The following is an 18,588-nucleotide window of genomic DNA, read 5'->3' as shown; positions in this document are numbered from 1 at the left end:
GCAGTCGCGAACCGGCTGCGCAGCCCGTCGGAAGGGACGTGCCCGATGAGCCTCACCGTGCTGATGAACGCCGGCCCGTGGCTGTCGGTGCCACCGCCCGGCTACGGCGGCATCGAGAACGTCATCGCCACCCTGGTGCCGGAGCTGCGGCGACTCGGCGTACGGGTGGTGCTCGCCTCGGTGGGCAGCAGCACCCTGCCGGTGGACGAGCAGATCTCGGTCTTCGCCGACGGGCAGTTCGCCGCGTTGCAGCGGCCGTACAACCAGGTCTGCGGGATCGCCCAGGCACACCTGGCCGGGGTGGTCCGGGAACTGCACTCCCGCGACGACGTCGACCTGGTGCACGATCACGTCGAGGCGGTCGGGCTGGCCACCCTCGCCGCGATGGGGCCGGCCGGACCGCCGACCCTGCACACCCTGCACTGGGACCTGGCGAAGCACCCGGCTCTCTACGGCAGCCTGGACGGCGGCGACCGGGTCCGGGTCAACGGCGTCTCCGCGTCGCAGTTGGCCCGCGCCCCGCTGGCGCTGCGGGAGCACTCGGTGGGCCACGTGCACCTGTCTACGCCGCTCGCCGTGGACGCCGACCGGCGGCACCGACCGGACAAGGGCGAGCACCTGCTCATCCTGGGCCGGATCAACCCGGGCAAGGGGCAGGACGTGGGTGCCCGGCTCGCGCACCGGGTCGGTATTCCGCTGGTGCTGGCCGGTCCCGTCGGCCCCTACCACCGGCCGGCCGACCTGGCCGCGGCCGGCGACGAGGCCCGGCAGAACCCGGACGTGCGGTTCTTCCTCGACGAGGTGGCACCGCACGTCGACGGTGACCTGGTCCGCTGGGTCGGCACCGTGGCCGGCCAGGAGCGCGACGATCTGCTCGCCAGCGCCCGCGCGTCGCTGTTCCCGCTGCGGTGGGAGGAGCCGGGCGGCACGGCGGTCGTCGAGTCGCTCGCCCTGGGTACGCCGGTGGTGGCCACCGCCCGGGGCTGCCTGCCGGAGCTGATCGAGCACGGCCGTACCGGGCTGCTCACCACCGACGAGGAGGAGCTGGGCGACCTCGTCCTCGCCGCCGAGTTGCTCGACCCCGACGAGTGCCGGCGGGTGGCCGCCCAGCGCTTCACGCCCGCTGTGATGGCGCAGCGTTACGTCGAGCTGTACGAGCGGGTCCGGCAGTCGGCGAGCGCGCCGAGGTTGCTGCCGGCCTGACCGACGGCGGGGGCCGGCCGGGGTTTGCCGGTCGCGCCAGCGGGTAGCCGGCAGCGCTCATGCCCGCCGCGCGACGAGGAGCCGGGAATGGTCGGACCGATGGCGCACTCCCGGGCCCGACCCAACCCGGCCGACGGCAAACCGCCGGTCCGTCGCGCGGCGGCGACGGTGGGGGTGTTGTTCCTGCTGGTGGGCGTGCTCGGCTTCGTGCCGGGGATCACCACCGGGATGGGCGCGCTGCGCTTCGCCGGCCACGACTCGGGCGCGTACCTGTTCGGCGTCTTCCAGGTGTCGGTGCTGCACAACCTGGTGCACCTGGCGTACGGGGTGGCGGGTCTGCTGTTGGCCCGGACGGTCACCGGCGCTCGGACGTTCCTGATCGGCGGCGGGGCGGTGTACCTGGTGCTCTGGCTCTACGGGCTGGCGGTGGACCACGACACCGGGTCGAACGTGCTGCCGGTCAACGACGCCGACAACTGGCTGCACCTGGGGCTCGGCGTCGGCATGATCGCACTGGGCGTCCTGACCGCGCCCCGCCGCTGACCGCCGACCTGAAGCCTGACCGGCCGGGCCCGTCCCTGACCTGGGGTTGCGGCACGTGACCTGCCTCGCCCCACCGTCGGTCCGGTTTGACCGGGAACGGCCTCGGGTAGTTGGCAGATCCCGACCCAGCAGTGAATTGAGGCGCCGATGTCGAGCGGGATCACCTGCGAGGTGCGTACCACGGCACCGGTGGCGGTCGTCCGGCTCGCCGGTCCGCTGCACCTCGGCACGATGCGCTCGGTGCACCGGGCGCTCAGCGACGCGCTGGTCGACCAGCCGGAGGCGCTGGTGGTCGACATGGCCGAGGTGAGCGTGGAGGACCGGTTGGCGCTGTCCGTGTTCGCCGCGACCGCCCGCCGGGCCGAGGAGTGGCCGGCCGTGCCGGTGCTGCTCTGCTCCCCGTCGCCGGTCGCCGCACGATGGCTGGCCGAGTCGACCACGTGTCGGGTGCTTCCGGTCTCGGCAAACTGCGAGGAGGCGACCCGGTTGGCCGGCGCGGCGTCCACGTTGCGGATGCGGGCTCGGCTGGAGCCGGTGGCCGAGGCCTGCCGGCGGGCCCGGGAGTTGGTCACCGACGCGTGCGCGCGGTGGAACCTGCCCGACGCGTCCGGCCCGGCCGCGTTGGTGCTCAGCGAGCTGGTCGGCAACGTGGTGCGCCACGCCGGCACGCCCATGCAGGTGACGGTGACCCTGCGCCGGCCGTATCTGCACCTGGCGGTGGTGGACGGCAGCAGCGCCCAGGCCCGCCCTGGTGGAACGAACCTGCACGCCGAGGGTGGGCGGGGCCTGATGCTGGTCCGGGAGCTGGCCCAGCGGTGGGGCAGCGTGCCGGCCGGTCAGGGCAAGGCCGTCTGGGCGATGTTGCCGGCAACCTGAACCTCCGGGGTGGTTGCGCCGGTACTGGCGATCTGACCGAAATTCCCGCTGTTGGCTGGTTACATGGTGTCAGGGTGGGTAGAGCACGCCCGTCCTTTCTGCCGTCACGACGGGGTGAGCAGCCATGCCCAAGCGGGTAACCACGGAACCCGGTCGCGATCGGGGCCCGGCGATCCTGGCACCGGCCCGTTTCGGGGGGTTCCCGGGACCGGTACGGACACCGATCCCCGGCAACTCCTTGATCAAGTTCCTCGCCACTACCGACCACAAGCAGATCGGCGTGCTGTATCTGCTGACCTCCTTCGGGTTCTTCGTGTTGGCCGGGCTGGAGGCGATGGTGATGCGGGCCGAACTGGCCCGCCCGGGGATGCAGCTCCTCTCTTCCGAGCAGTACAACCAGCTCTTCACCTCGCACGGGGCGGTGATGCTGCTGCTGTTCGCCACGCCCGCGGCCTTCGGGTTCGGCAACTTCATCGTGCCGATCCAGATCGGCGCGCCGGATGTGTCGTTCCCCCGCCTCAACGCGCTCGCCTACTGGCTGTACCTGTTCGGCGGCCTGATGGTGGTCGGCGGGTTCCTCAGCCCGGGGGGTTCGGCGGACTTCGGCTGGACCGCCTACACCCCACTGAGCAGCGTCGAGCACTCCCCCGGGGTGGGCGCGAACATGTGGGTGCTCGGCCTGGTGGTCTCCGGGCTCGGCACCATCCTCGGCGCGGTCAACCTGATCACCACGATCCTGACCCTGCGCGCGCCCGGCATGACCATGTTCCGGATGCCGATCTTCACCTGGAACATGCTGTTCACCAGCGTGCTGGTGATCCTCGTCTTCCCGCTGCTGGCCGCCGCGCTGCTGGCGCTCTCCGCCGACCGGCTGCTCAACGCGCACGTGTACGACCCGGCCACCGGCGGCCCGATGCTCTGGCAGCACCTGTTCTGGTTCTTCGGCCACCCCGAGGTCTACATCATCGCGTTGCCGTTCTTCGGCATCATCACCGAGATCATCCCGGTCTTCTCCCGCAAGCCGCTCTTCGGCTACACCGGGATGGTGCTGGCCACCGTCGCCATCACCGTGCTGTCCATGACGGTGTGGGCGCACCACATGTTCGCCACCGGCCAGGTGCTGCTGCCGTTCTTCAGCATCCTGAGTTACCTGATCGCGGTGCCGACCGGTGTGAAGTTCTTCAACTGGATCGGCACCATGTGGAAGGGCCAGCTCACCTTCGAGACGCCGATGCTGTTCGCCATCGGCTTCCTGGTCACCTTCCTGCTCGGTGGCCTGACCGGCGTCCTGCTGGCCAGCCCGCCGGTCGACTGGCACACCCACGACAGCTACTTCGTGGTGGCGCACTTCCACTACGTGGTGTTCGGCACCGTGGTCTTCGCCCTGTTCGGCGGCTACTACTTCTGGTGGCCGAAGATGACTGGACGGCTGCTCGACGAGCGGCTCGGCAAGGCGCACTTCTGGACCATGTTCATCGGCTTCCACGGCACCTTCCTCGTGCACCACTGGCTGGGCAACGAGGGCATGCCACGCCGGTACGCCGACTACCTGCCCACCGACGGCTTCACCACCCTGAACACCATCTCCACGATCTTCTCGTTCGTCCTCGGCGCGTCCACCCTGTTCTTCATCTACAACGCCTGGAAGTCCTGGCGTTACGGGGCGATGGTGACGGTGGACGACCCGTGGGGCTTCGGCAACTCCCTCGAATGGGCCACCAGCTGCCCGCCGCCGCTTCGCAACTTCGACCGGATGCCCCGGATCCGCTCCGAGCGTCCGGCGTTCGACCTGAAGTACGGCCCGCTCGTCGCCGATCTGGGCCGCGACCTGCCGCAGCGCACCACCAAGCCGCCGCAGCAGTTCTCTGACGAACTGCGGTTGGAGCACCACGCCCCGGAGTCGCCGGCCGCCGAGGGCGCACACGGCGCCCGCGATGCGACCGACTACCAGCCGGCACCGCGCTCCGGCGCCCGGCCGGTGGACGTGCCGGAGCCCGAGGGCGTCCGCCGGCCGAGCTTCGAGCAGAGCGACCCGCCGAAGGACGCCGAGGACGCGCCGAAGCCGCACGAGCGGTGGCGCCACCCGCACAGCGACGGCAACCCCGAAGAGCAGTGACCAGGGGTACGCGCCGAAGGGCCGACACCCGGCGGGGTGTCGGTCCTTCGCGTGTCCGTGTGCGTCAGTCCCGGGGCGGCGCCAGGCCGGCGGCGGTGAGCGAGCGGCGTACCGCGGGCTGGACCCGGGTCAGCCGCAGCGGCACCCCGGTCCGCTCCGCCGCGTCCCGACCGGCCATCAGCGCGGCGATCCCACCGGCGTCGAAGCCACCCGCGCCGACCAGGTCGATGACCACCTCGCTGGGCTGGCCGGTGACCGCCTCCAGCATGGCCCGGCGCAGCTGGTCCGCGCCGTCGCGGTCGATCTCGCCGCCGACCTCGACCACCACCGAGTCGCCGTTCTGCTTGACCGAGATCCGGGTCTTGCCCGGGTCGGGTTCGGCGGCGCCGTTCTGCCACGGCGGCGGCGCGTCGGCGAGCATCGCCTGGCGCAGCCAGGTGAGCGCCCGCGACAGCAGCCGGGACACGTGCATCTGCGAGATGCCGAACCGGGCGGCGATCTCCGCCTGGGTCTGGTTGCCGTAGAAGCGCATCGCGAGGATCCGTCGCTCACGCCACGGCAGTCGGTGCAGCAGGCCGCTCACCGTCACCCGGTCGTCGACCGACTCCAGCGCGTTGTCCGACTCGCCGACGAGGTCTCCGAACTCGGCGGAGCTCTCCCCACCCACCGGCGCGTTCAGCGACGCCGGGCTGTAGCCGGCCGCGGACTCCAGGGCGGCGAGGATCTCCTCCTCCGGGGTCTCCAGCCGGGCCGACAGCTCGGCCACCGACGGGGCCCGGGACAGCTCGCTGGTGAGCGCGGCGGTGGCCTGCCCGACCTCGAGGATCAGGTCCCGCAGCCGGCGGGGCACGTGCACGCCCCAGGTACGGTCCCGGAAGTGCCGTTTGATCTCGCCCACGATGGTGATCGCGGCGTACGCGGTGAAGGAGCCCCGTTCCGGGTCATAGCGGTCGACGGCGTTGACCAGGCCCAGCCGGGCCACCTGCTCCAGGTCCTCCAGCGGCTCTCCCCGCCCCCGGTACCGGCGGGCCAGCCGGCCGGCGAACGGCAGCGCGAAGCGCACCAGGTCGTCCCGGGCCTCCCCCCGCCGCTCCGGCGGCAGCCCGGCGATCCGGGCCGCGTACGCCATCGCCGCCGCGTCGAGATCCTCCAGACCTCGATCGGTGGGTGGTGGGGTCGTGGTCGTGCTCGTGCTCGTCTGTCCGAACATCCGCGCCTCCCTCAGGAAGGTCCCCCGCCCGGATCGGGAAACCGGTCGTGCGCGTGGTCGAGCCACGCACCGGGCCGGAAAGTGGGTCAGTGACTGGGATGCCAGCGGGCGACACCGCCTCTACGCAGCGCAATCAGGCCGTCGCAGCCAGCGATGTTCCCGCTCCGTAGGTACTCAATCACGGGACCCAGGGTTCGCGAGGATGTTTCGGCGTGCTGCGTCTCAGGAGACCAACAGCCCCTGGTGGCCGCCGCTGTCGCGGAGCACGGCGAGCGCTTCGGCGACCCCCAGCGGGGGCGGAACGGGCAGGTCGTACGGCTGGGCGCGCAGCACCTCGGTGGCCCGGCGGGTGGGCACCGAGGTGACCGGGTAGCCCCGAGCGGTGGTGCGGTCCAGCGCCCGACGCCGCCGGCCGAACCCGGCGACGGCCAGCCACTGCGGCAGCCCGGCCAGCGCGGGTGAGCGCACCCCGGGCGGCTCGGGCAACACGTCCACCGAGCTGAACGCCTCGCTGCCGGCGAGCCACCACTCGGCCTCGTCGACGCTGCGGCGGGTGGCGTTCTCACACCAGTACGGCACCAGCCCCGCCCGCACCACCTGCCACGGGTCGAGCAGTCGACCGCACTCCACCACCAACCGGTCACCGGTCTTGCCGGCGCGCCGCAGCCACCGCCGGTACAGGTCGGCCACGCCCGCGCTCAGCGCCGCCGGCCGGGGCACCAACACCCGGTGCAGCGGGTGCTGATTCCGGGCGGACCAGTCCCGCGCGGCCAACTCGAAGCCCGAGTCGACGCCGTGCTCGGCGTACGCCGACGGCACGGACACCTCCGGCGGCTCCCACCGGGTCGCGTCGCCGCCGACGGAGCGCAGCACCTGCCGCAACGCGCGGCTGTCCGGGTGGAAGTCCACCGGGTCCAGCCCACTGCCCGGGCAGCCGACCTGGAAGCTGTGCCCCGGCCCGCGCTCCAGCACCGGCCACGTGCGCGCGTCGCGGACCAGCAGCACGGGGGCACCCGGCACCAGCAGGTCGGCCAGGAACCGCGCGTACGCGGCCGGTAGGGCCCTCCACGCGGCGGTCAGCGACACGGTCGCCCCGGTCAGTGCGCCACGGCTGGCCGGGCAGTGCACCTGGCGCAGGTGCAGGTCGGCGTTGCCGGCGAGCAACCGGGTGGCGAGTGCCTCGCCATGCTCGGCGGCGTCCGCCGGGCGGTCCACTCCGCCGTCGGTCCAGTGCACGGTCATCTCGAAGCCCGCCGGCAGCCACGGCACGCCGAGGGCGACCGCGAGATGTGCGGCCGCGCCGTGCGGGGAGCCGATCAGCACCCCGGGGTAGCGCCGGCGGGGGTACTGGTCGACGAACCAGCGGGCCACCCTTGCGGCGTCCACCTCGTCGATCTGGGCCACGGTGAGCGCGACCCGGCCGGCGGCGCGGGTGACCGCGGCACGGCGTACCGGCTCGGGGGCGCCGGGGAACCGCGACGTCGGCCCTGTGTGCCCGAGGTCGGCGCAGTCGACCCCGCGCAGTGCCCGGGCGGTGGCGGCGACCAGCACCCGGGCCGAGCTGCCCACGGCCACGACCCGGTCGCCGGCGAGACCGGCGCCATCGGCCGTGAGCCCCTTGTGCACCTTGTGCACCGGCCCCACCTTGCCTCGTTCGCTCACCACGCGGCCCGGCTTCCCGTCCCGATGGGGTTCAAACGGGGCATCACCCTCCCGGCGGCACATTCCGCTGGTCAGCGGGGTGCCCCGGTCATCACCGGCGTTCGGCGGCTCGGGTTTCGCCAGGGCCAGGACGGGCACTTCCGGGGCCATGCGCACCGACGACACCAGCGAGCCCGCCGCCGCCACGATCACCCCGTACGAGGACGGACCGCTGCTGGTCCGCGGCGACTTCGCGTTGGTCACCCCGGACGGCGAGCGCATCGACGCGCGGCGGGGCACGGTGGCGCTGTGCCGGTGCGGCAAGTCGGCGCTCAAGCCGTTCTGCGACGGCACCCACAAGGCGATCAACTTCCGCGCGGGCACCACCCGCGAGGGCTGACCCCCCGTCGCCGCGTCACGCAGCGACAGTGCGCGGAGGGGCCGCACCAGAGGCACGCCCCCCTTTGCTCTGCACCCGCCGGTGCGCCAGTTACGGACCGTGCGTGGTGCGCGGGCGGGTGCAGAGCAAAGGTCGGACCCGGGGGCGGCACGTCCCCACCCGCGGGCGGCACGTCCCCACCCGGGGCGGCACGTGCCCAGCCGGCGGAGGGCCGTCCCCACCCAACAGCCGGTGGTCCCGCCCCGCCGGCCCCAGACGCCTGGAGTGATCCGTCGACTTTCCGGATGTGACGAGCCCTCGGATCAGACGAGCGCGGGCGGGGCCACCTCGGGCGACGCGACAAGCGAGACCTTGGGCGGCACGGCCGGCGGGGCCGCTGCGCGCAGCGAGCTGCGGCCGGCGGTCCAGCTGTCCAGCAGGTGCGCGGCGAACAGCCGGTCCACCGCGAGCCCGGCCGCCGCGCCGAAGAGCACATCGGAGGCGAGGGCCGGCTCGACGCGGACCAGGCCGCCGCACATGTCGTGCGCGGCGATCTGCTCGTGCACCGCGTCGGCCTCGACGTGCTCGTCGTAGAAGCGGGTGGCCACCTCGTCGAAGCCGAGCCGGCGCAACCCGTTGCCGTAGCGACGGTTGGGCAGCGAGGAGGTCATCTCGAACGCGGCCAGGTGCCCGAGCAGCGCGCCGCGAAGCCGTCGGTGCAGCCCGAACAGCGACATCAGGTTGTTGGTCGCCAGGGTTACCGCCGGCGCCGCGTCGATGTGGGCGCCGTAGCTGGTGTCCAGGCCCAGCCGGTCGAGGGTGCTCCGGAACAGCTCGGCGTGCATCCGGTCCAGCCGCCCGTTGCCGTACTCGTCGGTCTGGATCTCCACGAGTGCGGCCTTGGCCGGGCCACCGAGGCGGGGCAGCGCCCAGCTGTGCGGGTCCGCCTCCCGCAGGTGGTAGACGGAGCGGTGGGCGACGAACTCGCGGAATTGGGTGAGGTCGGCGCGGCGTTGCAGCGTCGCGGCCAGCGCCGGCCCGTCGTCGGCCGCGACCAGCTCGGCCAGGCCGGCCGCCACCCCGGCGGCGGGCACCGACGGCGCGCCGACCAGCCGACGCAGCGCCGTCTCGAAGACCCGTTCGCAGCGGGCGCGCACCGCCAGTAGCGTCGGCTGCCACTCCCACGACTCGTCCACCCCGAGCCAGCCCCGGTAGTGCAGCTCGTAGCAGAGGAACAGCGTCAGCTGCAGGTCCTCGTCGGTGATCGGGTCCGCCGGGTAGAGGCCGACGCCGAGACCGACCGGCAGGTCGTGCGGCGGGTGCCGCAGCGCCTGCACGACCGCAGCGGAGAGCGGACCCCGTGCCGTCGGCAGGGTCGCGGGACCGTAGCGGCGGTCGGCGGGCTCGGACATGGGACCTCCAGCGTTGTCGGGCCGCTACTCATGCCCTGGGCCAGGGTGGCTAAACGAGGTCGTCGGCGTTCGCGGTGACCTCCACCTGCTCGCGGACCTTCCGGGCCGGAGCGCCCTCGGCGTACAGGCCCCGCAGGTCGGCGAAGGCGGGCTCCGGCGGCGCCAGGGACACCGCCGGGTCGACGACCGCCTCCAGTACGCAGGGGCGGTCCGCGGCGAGGGCCTCGTCCCAGGCCGCGCCGACCAGCTCCGGACGGTCCACCCGTACCCCGTGCAGCCCCAGCAGCCGGGCCCACCCGGCGTACGGCACGTCGGGGCGGCGGCGGGCCGGGTCGGACGACGGTTGTCGCCCACCACCCATGCCGTTCTGGTCCCGGTTGTTGAGCACCAGCACCACCAGCCGCGGGTCGCGCCACTGCTGCCAGAGGTGCGAGACGGTGATCAGTTCGGCGAGCCCGTTGAGCTGCATCGCCCCGTCACCGACCAGCGCGACCACCGGCTGGTCGGGCGCGGCGAGCTTGGCCGCCACCGCGTACGGCAGCGCACAGCCCATCGAGCCCAGGGTGCCGCACAGCTGCGCGTTAACCCCGGGCGTCAGGGTGAGGTGCCGGGCGTACCAGTAGAGGACCGAGCCGACGTCGACGGCGATCGCCCCGGTGCCGGGCATCCGGGCGGACAGCTCCTGGAGGACGAGCTGCGGGTTGATCGGGTCCGCGGCTGCGGCGACCCGCTCGGCGGCGACCTCCCGCCAGCGGTCCACCGAACTCTCCACGGTGGCGCGCCACTGCTGATCGGGCCGGCCGCGCAATCGGCTCAGCAGCGCCCGCAGCGTCTCGGCGGCATCACCGACCAGCGGCACGTCGGCCGGGTAGCGGGTGCCGATCCGGCGGCCGTCGATGTCGATCTGGACCGTGCGCGCCTGCTCGGGCATCGGGAAGTAGTCGGTCCACGGGTCGTTGGTGCCGACCATCAGCAGCGTGTCGCAGCCACCCATCAGCTCGGCCGCCGCCGGGGTGCCGACCTCGCCGAGCACCCCGGTGTGGAACGGCAACCGCTCGTCGAGCACCGGCTTGCCGAGCAGCGAGGTGGCCACCCCGGCGCCCAGCCGGTCGGCGATCTCGATGATCTCGGTGGCGGCGTCCCGACCACCCTGGCCCACCAGGATCGCGGTCCGCTGGCCGCCGCCGAGCAGCTGCGCGGCGGCGTCCAGGTCCACGTCGTGCGGCAGGACCCGGGCCAGCGGTTCGCCGGGGGTCGCCGTGATCACCCCGGCGCCGTACGACTGCAGGTCGGGCACCAGCGCCTCCTGCAACTGTCGGGGCAGCACCACGCACGTCGGGCTGCGGGTCGCCGCCGCCGTCCGGAACGCCTGGTCCAGCAGCGCCCCCACCTCGTCGGGGCTGCGGCCGTACCGGACGAACTGGTTGCACACGTCCCCGAAGAGCCGGCTCAGCCCGATCTCCTGGTGCGCGCCGCCGAGCGGCCCGGAGATGTCCTCCCCGACGATGGCCACCACCGGCTTGCTGTCCAGCTTGGCGTCGTAGAGGCCGTTGAGCAGCTGGACGGCGCTGGGCCCCTGGGTGGCGAGGCAGACCCCGATGCCGCCGGTGAACTTGGCGTGCCCGGTGGCCATGAACGAGGCGGTCTCCTCGTGTCGGGCCGGGATGAACGCCGGCTCGCCGCCGGTGCGGTCCAGCGCGTCGACCAGTGGAGCGATCGCCTCGCCCGGGTACCCGAAGGCGCGGGGCACCCGCCAGGCCAGCAGCCGCTCCACCACGACATCCGCAACCGTTCGGTCAACCATTGCCGCGTCCGGGTGTGCTGGGGTCGACGTAGCGCAGTACCGCGCCGACGCCGTCGGTGAGGTCGGGCGCCTCGTCGGGGCCGAGCACGGTCAGCGCCGCGTCGGTGCCGACGAGCGCTCGGACCAGCGCGGCGTCGGCGCGTACCCGCTGCGGGTCGGCGACCGACATGGCGGCCAACTGCCCCGGGTCGACGGCGATCTCGGTGGGTTGCGCGCCGATCCACAGCTCACCGTTGGCCGACGGGTCGTCCACGATGATCATTGTGTCGACCTGGTTGCGTTGCAGGGCCGAGACGACAGCGTCGAGGCCGCCGCCCACGTCCTCCTGCACGCCGAACTTGTCCAACGCGGCGCTGATCCGCTGGTCGGCGATCTCCGCGATGGTCTGCACGGTGAGGTCGTCCAGCAATGTGAGGTCGGCGCCCGCGGCCCGGGAGCCGGCGTCGGTGCGGACCATCAGGTCCTGCCAGCGCTCGGGCATCTGGGCGGCGATCATGCCGGTGGCCCGGACGTCGCCAGCCACGACCACCACCTCCGCGCCGACCTTCTCGGCCAGGTCAACGGTCGCGGCGGTGACGTCGCCGGCGTTGCGGTGCCAGGCCTCCATGGCGGCCTTCTGGTAGATGTCCTGCGACCAGCCACCGGGCTGCGGCTTGCGCAGCGGGAAGGTCTCCCCACCGACGACGTGGGCCTTCCGGGGAACCCCACCGGCGCTGATGGCGATCGCGTCCGCGCCGGTGCGGTCGGCCAGCACGCGCACCCAGGCCACCTGCTCGCCGCGCTGGGCGAGCAACGGCATCACGTGCGGCAGCGGCCCCACGTGGGCCAGGTCCCGCAGTGGCGGCGCGGACAGGTACTCGGAGAGCACCACCCGGCCGTGACTGGCGAAGACCGCCAGCCCGTAGTCCCCGACCATCGGATCATGACCTCGGACCACCCGGTCCAGCGCGGCGATGTTCGCCTCGTCCGCCCCCTGTTCGGCCAGGCTGCGCTCCAGGGCACGCCAGCGCAGATCCAACGCGGGATGGGCGTCCTCCGTGTCCGCGGAGGCGTCCAGATACACCGAGCACCACGGCCCGGGACGGTCGTAGAGCGGGCGCAGGAAGGACAGCTGCATGCTCGACCCCTTTCCAGCTCGGCCCCCCGCTTACCCGGGTCGTCCGGGATGTCACCTCACGGCCGTGAGCCCGTGACCAGGTTTCATTCACGTCGTTCAACCGAAGACGTCGATACGATCTGTGAACACACGCGGACTCTCGGTGGTGGAAATGGACAGCGGATTCGATACCCGACGGATCGTGCACCCGACGGAACGAATCGTCACCGGGCGGCTGATCCGCCTGCTCGACGGCTACACCCGCGAGGTACGTATCGGTCAGCCGGTGCTGGTGGCGGTGCTCGCGGCGGCGGCCTTCGCCCGGCTGCCCGCCCTGCTGCTGCGCTCGCTCTTCTCGTTCGGCGGCGGCGGCACCCGCCGTCGCTGGAAGGAGCTGAAGCAGGGTCCGGAATATCTGGTCACCCCGGTGCGGCTACGCAACGCCGCCGGTCAGCTCTGCGAGGTGGAGCTGCACGGTCACCTGCCGCAGAGCGCCCTGCACCCGGCGGACCAGGTGCAGCTCACCCTGCGCTCGCAACGCGACCCGGAGCTGCCGCCCCGGATCGAACGGATCGTCAACCTCACCACCGGGCAGCTGCTGACCCCGCGTACGGCGACGCTCTGGTCGCATCTCGGGCCGCCACTGCTGTTGCAGGCGTTCCTGGGCACGCTGCTACTGGCCGGCATCGCGGCCTGCTCCGCGCTGACCTGACCGGCCCCGGCGGGGTCGGCGGCTCGACCGGCCGGGGTGGTGTGCGGGCGGGTCGCCGGTTCAGCCGACCGGGGCGGGCTCGCGGGCCGGTTGCCGGTCGACGCCGAGCATGCCCCGGCGGCGGGCCCAGCGCTCGAAGGCCAGGGTGGCGAACGGCGGCACCGCGCTGGCCAGGGCCACCGCCGTGGCCAGCAGGCTCCACCGGTGCAGCCGGGCCACGGCAAGCACCAGCAGGACGTACGCGACGAACAGGCCGCCGTGGATCGGCCCGAAGATCTTGACGCCCAGCTCGTTGTCCGGCGGACCGTACTTGACCAGCATGCCGACCAGCAGGGCCAGCCAGGAGCAGGCCTCGGCGATCGCCGCCGCGACGAACAGCCGGGTCACCTTCTCGCGCATCCGCACGCCACCACCTCTCGGCCCGCAATGCTATCGGTCGGCTCTGGCTGGGCTAACGGGGCGGGCAGTTGGGTAGGAAAGGGTCCTCGGGTCTTCCCCGCCCGCCGATCACGTGCGAGGTTAGGGGGACCAGCGGTGACGGGGTGGTGACCATGGGCGAGGACGTCGGCGTACGAACCTTCAGTCGAGAGGATCGAGCCCGCTACCGCGACAAGGTCCGCCGCTGCCTGGATGTCTTCGCCGAGATGCTGCGCGAGTCCCGCTTCGACCTCGACCGGCCGATGACCGGCGTGGAGATCGAGCTGAACCTGGTCGACCAGGCGTCGAATCCGGCGATGCGCAACGCCGACGTGCTGGCGGCCATCGCCGACCCGAGCTTCCAGACCGAGCTGGGCCAGTTCAACATCGAGATCAACGTGCCGCCGCGCCGGCTGACCGGCACCGGCACTGCCGACTTCGAGGAGTACGTCCGGGCCAGCCTCAACGCCGCCGAGGTGAAGGCCCGGGCGATCGGCGCGCACATGGTCATGATCGGCATCCTGCCGACGCTGCGCCCCGAGCACCTGACCGCCGAGACGCTGTCGGCCAACCCCCGCTACAAGCTGCTCAACGAGCAGATCTTCGCGGCCCGCGGCGAGGATCTGCCGATCGCCATCAGCGGGGTGGAGCGTTTGGCGGTCACCGCCGACACGATCACCCCGGAGGCGGCCTGCACCAGCACCCAGTTCCATCTCCAGGTCAGCCCGGCCCAGTTCGCCGACTACTGGAACGCCGCCCAGGCGGTGGCCGGCATCCAGGTCGCGGTCGGCGCGAACTCGCCGCTGTTCTTCGGCCGGGAGCTGTGGCGCGAGACCCGCATTCCGCTGTTCCAGCAGGCCACCGACACCCGGTCGGAGGAGATCAAAGCCCAGGGGGTACGCCCCCGGGTCTGGTTCGGCGAACGCTGGATCACCAGCGTGTTCGACCTGTTCGAGGAGAACGTGCGTTACTTCCCGGCGCTGCTGCCGGTCTGCGATCCGGAGGACCCGGCGCAGGCCCTCGCGGCCGGTGAGGTGCCCAATCTGGCCGAGTTGCGCCTGCACAACGGCACCGTCTACCGGTGGAACCGCCCGGTGTACGACGTGTCGCGGGGCCGGCCGCACCTGCGGGTGGAAAATCGGGTGCTGCCCGCCGGCCCGACCGTGCTGGACACCATCGCCAACGGCGCCTTCTACTTCGGGTTGGTGCGCGCCCTCGCCGAGTCGGACCGGCCACTGTGGTCACAGATGTCGTTCAGCGCCGCCGAGGAGAACTTCACCAGCTGCGCCCGGCACGGCATCGACGCGCAGGTCTTCTGGCCCGGTCTCGGTTACCTGCCCGTCACCGAGTTGGTGTTGCGCCGGCTGCTGCCGATGGCGCATCACGGCCTGGACCGGTGGGGGCTCGACCCGGCCGAGCGTGACCGGTTGCTCGGCATCATCGAGCAGCGTTGCCTGACTGGCCGCAACGGCGCGACCTGGCAGGTGGAGACGTTGCACCGGTTGGAGTCGGCCGACCACCTGGACCGGCCGGAGGCGCTGCGCGAGGTGGTCCGACACTACGTCGACCTGATGCACAGCAACCGGCCGGTGCACGAGTGGCCGATCCCGTGAGCACACCGGACGGGTAGCCCGATCGGCGCGGGGCTCAGCCCCGCGGGGTGGGAACACCGAAGAGATCGATGATGCCGCCGGGAAGCTGGGCGAGCAGGTCGTGTCGCTCGTCGTCGTTCAGCGCCTCGGCGACGGTACGCAACACCGCCTGGGCGTGTTGACGCACATGGTCCGCGTTCGCGACCTGTTCGCGGTCCCCGACGTGCTTCAGGAACTCGCCGACGTCCCACCGGCGGCCCTGCGGGTTGCGGGTGACAGACCCGTTCAGCCGCTCCGGTAGCTGTGCGGCCAGGTTGTCTGCCTCCTGTCCGGCGAGCCGTTCACCGAGCACCGACAGGACGGCCTGTATGGACCGCACGGCTTCGTTCTCACCGAGGCCTGCGCGCTGTCGTACCGTGGCGATCATCTGCTCGTACTCCATGCCCCGCTCCTTCGGTCTCGTCGGCATGCCGTCGGGCCTGCATGCGCACGAACGGGGCGAGTTCCCAGGCTCCCTGGCGACAAACGGGGTCGCGCGCGGACCCGGACTTTCCCGCTGTCGGCGGGCGAGGCCTCACAAAACATGCCAGTCGCGTCACCCGGGTTGCCAGCTGAGCCAGGTCGGGCCGTGTTGCAAGCCCGCCCGCCGGAGCAGGGGCACCGCGCGCTCACCCGGGTGAGCTCTGTCCCTTGTGGACCCCGCCTGGCATTGATGATTGTCGTAGGCTGTGGCAGCTCGCACACATCGTCCGATCACGATGAGGGGACGCCGGTGGCCACTTCTGGAACAGACCCAGCCACGATCCAGGGGCCCGCGCGGGTGCCCCTGTCCCGTCGACACATGCTGCGGATGGGAGCGGCGGCGGCCGGTGGCGCGGTGCTCGTCGGCTCGGCGGAGGCCACGTCCGCGCAGGCCGCGCCGGTCGGTGCGAAGCGCGTCCTGCGGGCACCGGCGCTGGCACCCGGTGACCGGGTCCGGGTCGTGTCGCCCGGCAGCACGCCCGACCCCACGAACATGGCCCGCGGCATCGAGATCCTGCGGAGCTGGGGCCTGGAGGTCGAGCTGGGCAGGCACGTCTTCACCAGGTACGGCTACCTGGCCGGCACCGACGCGCAACGGCTGGCCGACCTGAACGCCGCGCTCACCGACCCGGGCATCCGTGCCGTCTTCGCCGCCCGAGGTGGTTACGGCACGCAGCGGATCGTCGATCAGATCGACGTTTCCGTTCTGCGCCGGGACCCCAGGGTGGTCGTCGGTTTCAGCGACATCACCAGCATCCACGGCAAGCTCTGGCGCGATACTGGCCTGGTCACCTTCTACGGCCCCATGGTCAACTGGAGTGACGACCGCACCGGCCCCGAGTCGGCCGAGGCGCTCCGCAGGGCGGTGATGACCACCGCACCGGTCACGATCTCCCGGGACCCGGCCGAGACAGCCGCTTCCGTGGTGGTGCCGGGGCGGGCATCGGGGCCCCTGCTCGGCGGCTGCCTTACGTTGATCTCGACATCGCTCGGCGCGGAGGACTCCCCGAAGTTCGACGGCGCGATCCTCTTCTTCGAGGACGTGGACGAGGCTCCGTACAGCATCGACAGCATGTTGACCGAGCTGCGCCGGGTGGGCGTGCTGCGCAGGGTCGCCGGTGTGGTCATCGGCCAGATCACCAACAGTGTCGGTGAACCGGGCGAGTGGGACGCGGCGGCGGTGCTCAAGGACCGCCTGTACGACCTTGGCGTACCGGTCCTGGGCGGGCTACGGCTGGGGCATGGCGACGGGCAGCTCACCGTTCCGCTGGGCTCGCGCGCCACGATCGACGCCACGGCAGGAAGCCTGACGGTGGAGCCGGGGGTCCGCCCGCGCTAGGTGCTCAGACCTGCGGCGTCGGGTCCCAGGGGGACGGGTCGTCGCGTAACCGGCTGTACAGGTAGCCGTCGCGCCACTGGCCAGCCCGAAACTCGCTGGCCCGCAGAACGCCCTCGAGCTGGAAACCGGCCTTCTCCAGCGCTCGTTGCTCGGCGACGTTCTCCGGGTGCGTACCGGCCTGGATGCGCTGGGCCGGGCTGTGGTGGAAGAGGTAGTCGCAGAGCAAGGCCTGGGCGCGCCAGCCGATGCCCCTCCCCCGCCACTGCGGCAGCAGGACGATGCCGATTTCCCAGTACGACGCCCGGCCGGCGTAACGCCCAGCGGTGTAGCTGACGACGCCGGCGGAGGCCTGCTCCTGCTCGATTTCCACGACGAGCCGTCCGTCGTCCTCGCCGAGGTAGCCGTCGGCGGCGAACCGCCGCGCCGGGCCGCCGGCGTCCCGGAAGCCGGCCCAGCCCGGCCCGGCCGCGCTGAATCGTTTGCGACATCAGCTTCAAAGGCAGTGCACACGGCAATTCCCTGCCGCCGGTCAGACCTTGAGCAGCACCTTCGTGCAGTCGTCCTGCTTCTTCTGGAAGATCTTGTAGCCCTTCGGGGCGTCACGCAGCGGCATCCGGTGGCTGACGATGAAGCTCGGGTCGATCTCGCCGCGCTGGATGCGTTCCAGTAGTGGCCGGGTGTAGCGCTGGACGTGGCACTGACCGGTCCGCATGATCAGCGAGCGGTTCATGAACGCGCCCATCGGGAACTTGTCGACGAAGCCGCCGTACGCGCCGACGACCGAGACCACCCCGCCGGAGCGGCAGGCGAGGATCGCCTGCCGCAGCGCGAACGGTCGTTCCGTCTCGACCCGCGCGGCCTGCTTGGCCCGGTCGTACGCGTACATGGCGGCGTTGCCGTGGTGGCCCTCCAAGCCCACCGCGTCGATGCACGCGTCCGGGCCCCGGCCGGCGGTCATCTCGTTGAGGGTGTCCAGCACGTCGGCTTCCTCGTAGTTGATCGTCTCGGCGTCGATGTGCTCCTCGGCCAGCCGCAGCCGGTACGGGAACCGGTCGATGACGATCACCCGCTCCGCGCCGAGCAGCCGGGCGCTGGCCGCGGCGAGCAGCCCGACCGGCCCGGCGCCCCAGACGGCGATCACCTGCCCCGGTTTGATGTCGCACATCTCGGCGCCCATGTAGCCGGTCGGAAACACGTCGGCCAGCATGACCGCCTGGTCGTCGCTGATCTCGTCGGGCACCTTGACCGGGCCGACGTCGGCGAACGGCACCCGGGCGTACTCGGCCTGGCCACCGGCGTAGCCGCCGAGCAGGTGGGAGTAGCCGAAGATGCCGGCCGGCGAGTGCCCCATGATCTTCTCGGCGATACCGGCGTTCGGGTTGGAGTTCTCGCAGACCGAGTAGAGGCCGCGCTGGCAGGACGAGCAGTGCCCGCAGGCGATCGGGAAGGGCACCACCACCCGGTCGCCGGGGGCGAGGTTGCGGACCTGCGGGCCCACCTCCACCACCTCGCCCATGAACTCGTGGCCGAGGATGTCGCCCTTGCGCATGGCGGGGATGTAGCCGTGGTAGAGGTGCAGGTCGGAGCCGCAGATCGCTGTGGTGCTGATCCGCACGATCGCGTCCCGGGCGTTCATGATCTTCGGGTCGGGTACGTCGATGACCTTGACGCTGTCGGTGCCCATCCAGGCGGTGGCCTTCATTCTCGGTCCCTTTCGGAGAGCTCG

At 72.1% G+C, this 18,588-nt stretch carries 16 protein-coding genes and 1 pseudogene; 8 read left to right on the top strand and 9 right to left on the bottom strand.

Features of this window, described 5'->3' with window-relative positions; translation table 11 throughout:
• Positions 1-45: 45 nt before the first annotated feature.
• The 4 genes from ACIA47_RS23305 (at position 46) to ctaD (ending at position 4,738) form a co-directional block, all read left to right on the top strand.
• Positions 46-1,203, top strand: coding sequence for a glycosyltransferase (locus ACIA47_RS23305; protein WP_203121329.1), 1,158 nt, complete (start codon positions 46-48; stop codon positions 1,201-1,203).
• An 87-nt stretch (positions 1,204-1,290) separates the two neighbouring features.
• Positions 1,291-1,746 (top strand): DUF4383 domain-containing protein, encoded by a 456-nt coding sequence (locus ACIA47_RS23300; RefSeq protein ID WP_203121330.1) that lies wholly within the window; start codon positions 1,291-1,293, stop codon positions 1,744-1,746.
• 147 nt (positions 1,747-1,893) lie between these two features.
• Positions 1,894-2,622, top strand: a complete 729-nt coding sequence (locus ACIA47_RS23295) for an ATP-binding protein (RefSeq protein ID WP_203121332.1) — start codon at positions 1,894-1,896, stop codon at positions 2,620-2,622.
• 124 nt (positions 2,623-2,746) lie between these two features.
• Positions 2,747-4,738 carry a cytochrome c oxidase subunit I gene (gene ctaD / locus ACIA47_RS23290; RefSeq protein ID WP_396710627.1) on the top strand — a complete coding sequence of 664 codons (1,992 nt, stop codon included), beginning with the start codon at positions 2,747-2,749 and terminating at the stop codon, positions 4,736-4,738.
• 64 nt (positions 4,739-4,802) lie between these two features.
• On the opposite strand, the gene ACIA47_RS23285 is transcribed toward ctaD, so the two are convergent.
• Both ACIA47_RS23285 and ACIA47_RS23280 read right to left on the bottom strand, forming a co-directional pair.
• Positions 4,803-5,948 carry a SigB/SigF/SigG family RNA polymerase sigma factor gene (locus tag ACIA47_RS23285; protein WP_396710625.1) on the bottom strand — a complete coding sequence of 382 codons (1,146 nt, stop codon included), beginning with the start codon at positions 5,946-5,948 and terminating at the stop codon, positions 4,803-4,805.
• A 222-nt stretch (positions 5,949-6,170) separates the two neighbouring features.
• Positions 6,171-7,613, bottom strand: a complete 1,443-nt coding sequence (locus ACIA47_RS23280) for a hypothetical protein (protein ID WP_396710623.1) — start codon at positions 7,611-7,613, stop codon at positions 6,171-6,173.
• Between the two features lie 145 nt (positions 7,614-7,758).
• Here ACIA47_RS23280 and ACIA47_RS23275 point away from each other — a divergent pair, with 145 nt between their 5' ends.
• A complete protein-coding gene (locus tag ACIA47_RS23275; RefSeq protein ID WP_112587484.1) occupies positions 7,759-7,989 on the top strand; it encodes a CDGSH iron-sulfur domain-containing protein in 231 nt (76 codons plus the stop codon).
• Between the two features lie 302 nt (positions 7,990-8,291).
• On the opposite strand, the gene ACIA47_RS23270 is transcribed toward ACIA47_RS23275, so the two are convergent.
• Genes ACIA47_RS23270 through ACIA47_RS23260 form a run of 3 tightly spaced genes read right to left on the bottom strand, consistent with a single transcriptional unit; the run spans position 8,292 to position 12,301 of the window.
• Positions 8,292-9,380, bottom strand: a complete 1,089-nt coding sequence (locus tag ACIA47_RS23270; protein ID WP_396710621.1) for an iron-containing redox enzyme family protein — start codon at positions 9,378-9,380, stop codon at positions 8,292-8,294.
• Between the two features lie 49 nt (positions 9,381-9,429).
• On the bottom strand, positions 9,430-11,184 hold the full coding sequence (locus tag ACIA47_RS23265; protein WP_396710619.1) for a thiamine pyrophosphate-binding protein: 1,755 nt from the start codon (positions 11,182-11,184) through the stop codon (positions 9,430-9,432).
• Complete coding sequence (locus ACIA47_RS23260; RefSeq protein WP_203118466.1) at positions 11,177-12,301, bottom strand: Vms1/Ankzf1 family peptidyl-tRNA hydrolase; 1,125 nt, start codon at positions 12,299-12,301, stop codon at positions 11,177-11,179. Before ACIA47_RS23260 ends, ACIA47_RS23265 begins: the two co-directional genes overlap by 8 nt.
• 151 nt (positions 12,302-12,452) lie before the next feature.
• On the opposite strand from ACIA47_RS23260, the gene ACIA47_RS23255 reads away from it, so the two are divergent.
• Positions 12,453-12,992, top strand: a complete 540-nt coding sequence (locus tag ACIA47_RS23255; protein ID WP_396710617.1) for a hypothetical protein — start codon at positions 12,453-12,455, stop codon at positions 12,990-12,992.
• A 60-nt stretch (positions 12,993-13,052) separates the two neighbouring features.
• On the opposite strand, the gene ACIA47_RS23250 is transcribed toward ACIA47_RS23255, so the two are convergent.
• Positions 13,053-13,391: a DUF3817 domain-containing protein gene (locus tag ACIA47_RS23250; RefSeq protein WP_112602008.1), complete on the bottom strand. Its 339-nt coding sequence runs from the start codon at positions 13,389-13,391 to the stop codon at positions 13,053-13,055.
• A 152-nt stretch (positions 13,392-13,543) separates the two neighbouring features.
• Between ACIA47_RS23250 and ACIA47_RS23245 the strand changes: the two genes are divergently transcribed.
• Positions 13,544-15,022 carry a glutamate--cysteine ligase gene (locus ACIA47_RS23245; protein WP_396710615.1) on the top strand — a complete coding sequence of 493 codons (1,479 nt, stop codon included), beginning with the start codon at positions 13,544-13,546 and terminating at the stop codon, positions 15,020-15,022.
• A 34-nt stretch (positions 15,023-15,056) separates the two neighbouring features.
• On the opposite strand, the gene ACIA47_RS23240 is transcribed toward ACIA47_RS23245, so the two are convergent.
• Positions 15,057-15,443, bottom strand: a complete 387-nt coding sequence (locus ACIA47_RS23240) for a DUF2267 domain-containing protein (protein WP_396710613.1) — start codon at positions 15,441-15,443, stop codon at positions 15,057-15,059.
• A 399-nt stretch (positions 15,444-15,842) separates the two neighbouring features.
• Between ACIA47_RS23240 and ACIA47_RS23235 the strand changes: the two genes are divergently transcribed.
• Positions 15,843-16,862, top strand: a complete 1,020-nt coding sequence (locus tag ACIA47_RS23235; protein WP_396710611.1) for an LD-carboxypeptidase — start codon at positions 15,843-15,845, stop codon at positions 16,860-16,862.
• A 4-nt stretch (positions 16,863-16,866) separates the two neighbouring features.
• On the opposite strand, the pseudogene ACIA47_RS23230 reads toward ACIA47_RS23235, so the two are convergent.
• A pseudogene (locus ACIA47_RS23230) lies at positions 16,867-17,250 on the bottom strand (GNAT family N-acetyltransferase); the annotation flags it as partial.
• A 141-nt stretch (positions 17,251-17,391) separates the two neighbouring features.
• Positions 17,392-18,564 (bottom strand): zinc-dependent alcohol dehydrogenase, encoded by a 1,173-nt coding sequence (locus ACIA47_RS23225; RefSeq protein ID WP_112587503.1) that lies wholly within the window; start codon positions 18,562-18,564, stop codon positions 17,392-17,394.
• Positions 18,565-18,588: the final 24 nt, after the last annotated feature.

The sequence above is a fragment of the Micromonospora sp. NPDC051227 genome, assembly GCF_044455385.1.
Lineage (GTDB): Bacteria > Actinomycetota > Actinomycetes > Mycobacteriales > Micromonosporaceae > Micromonospora.
The sequence above is the reverse complement of the archived record's forward strand: the minus strand, read 5'-3'. Positions and strand labels throughout refer to the sequence as shown.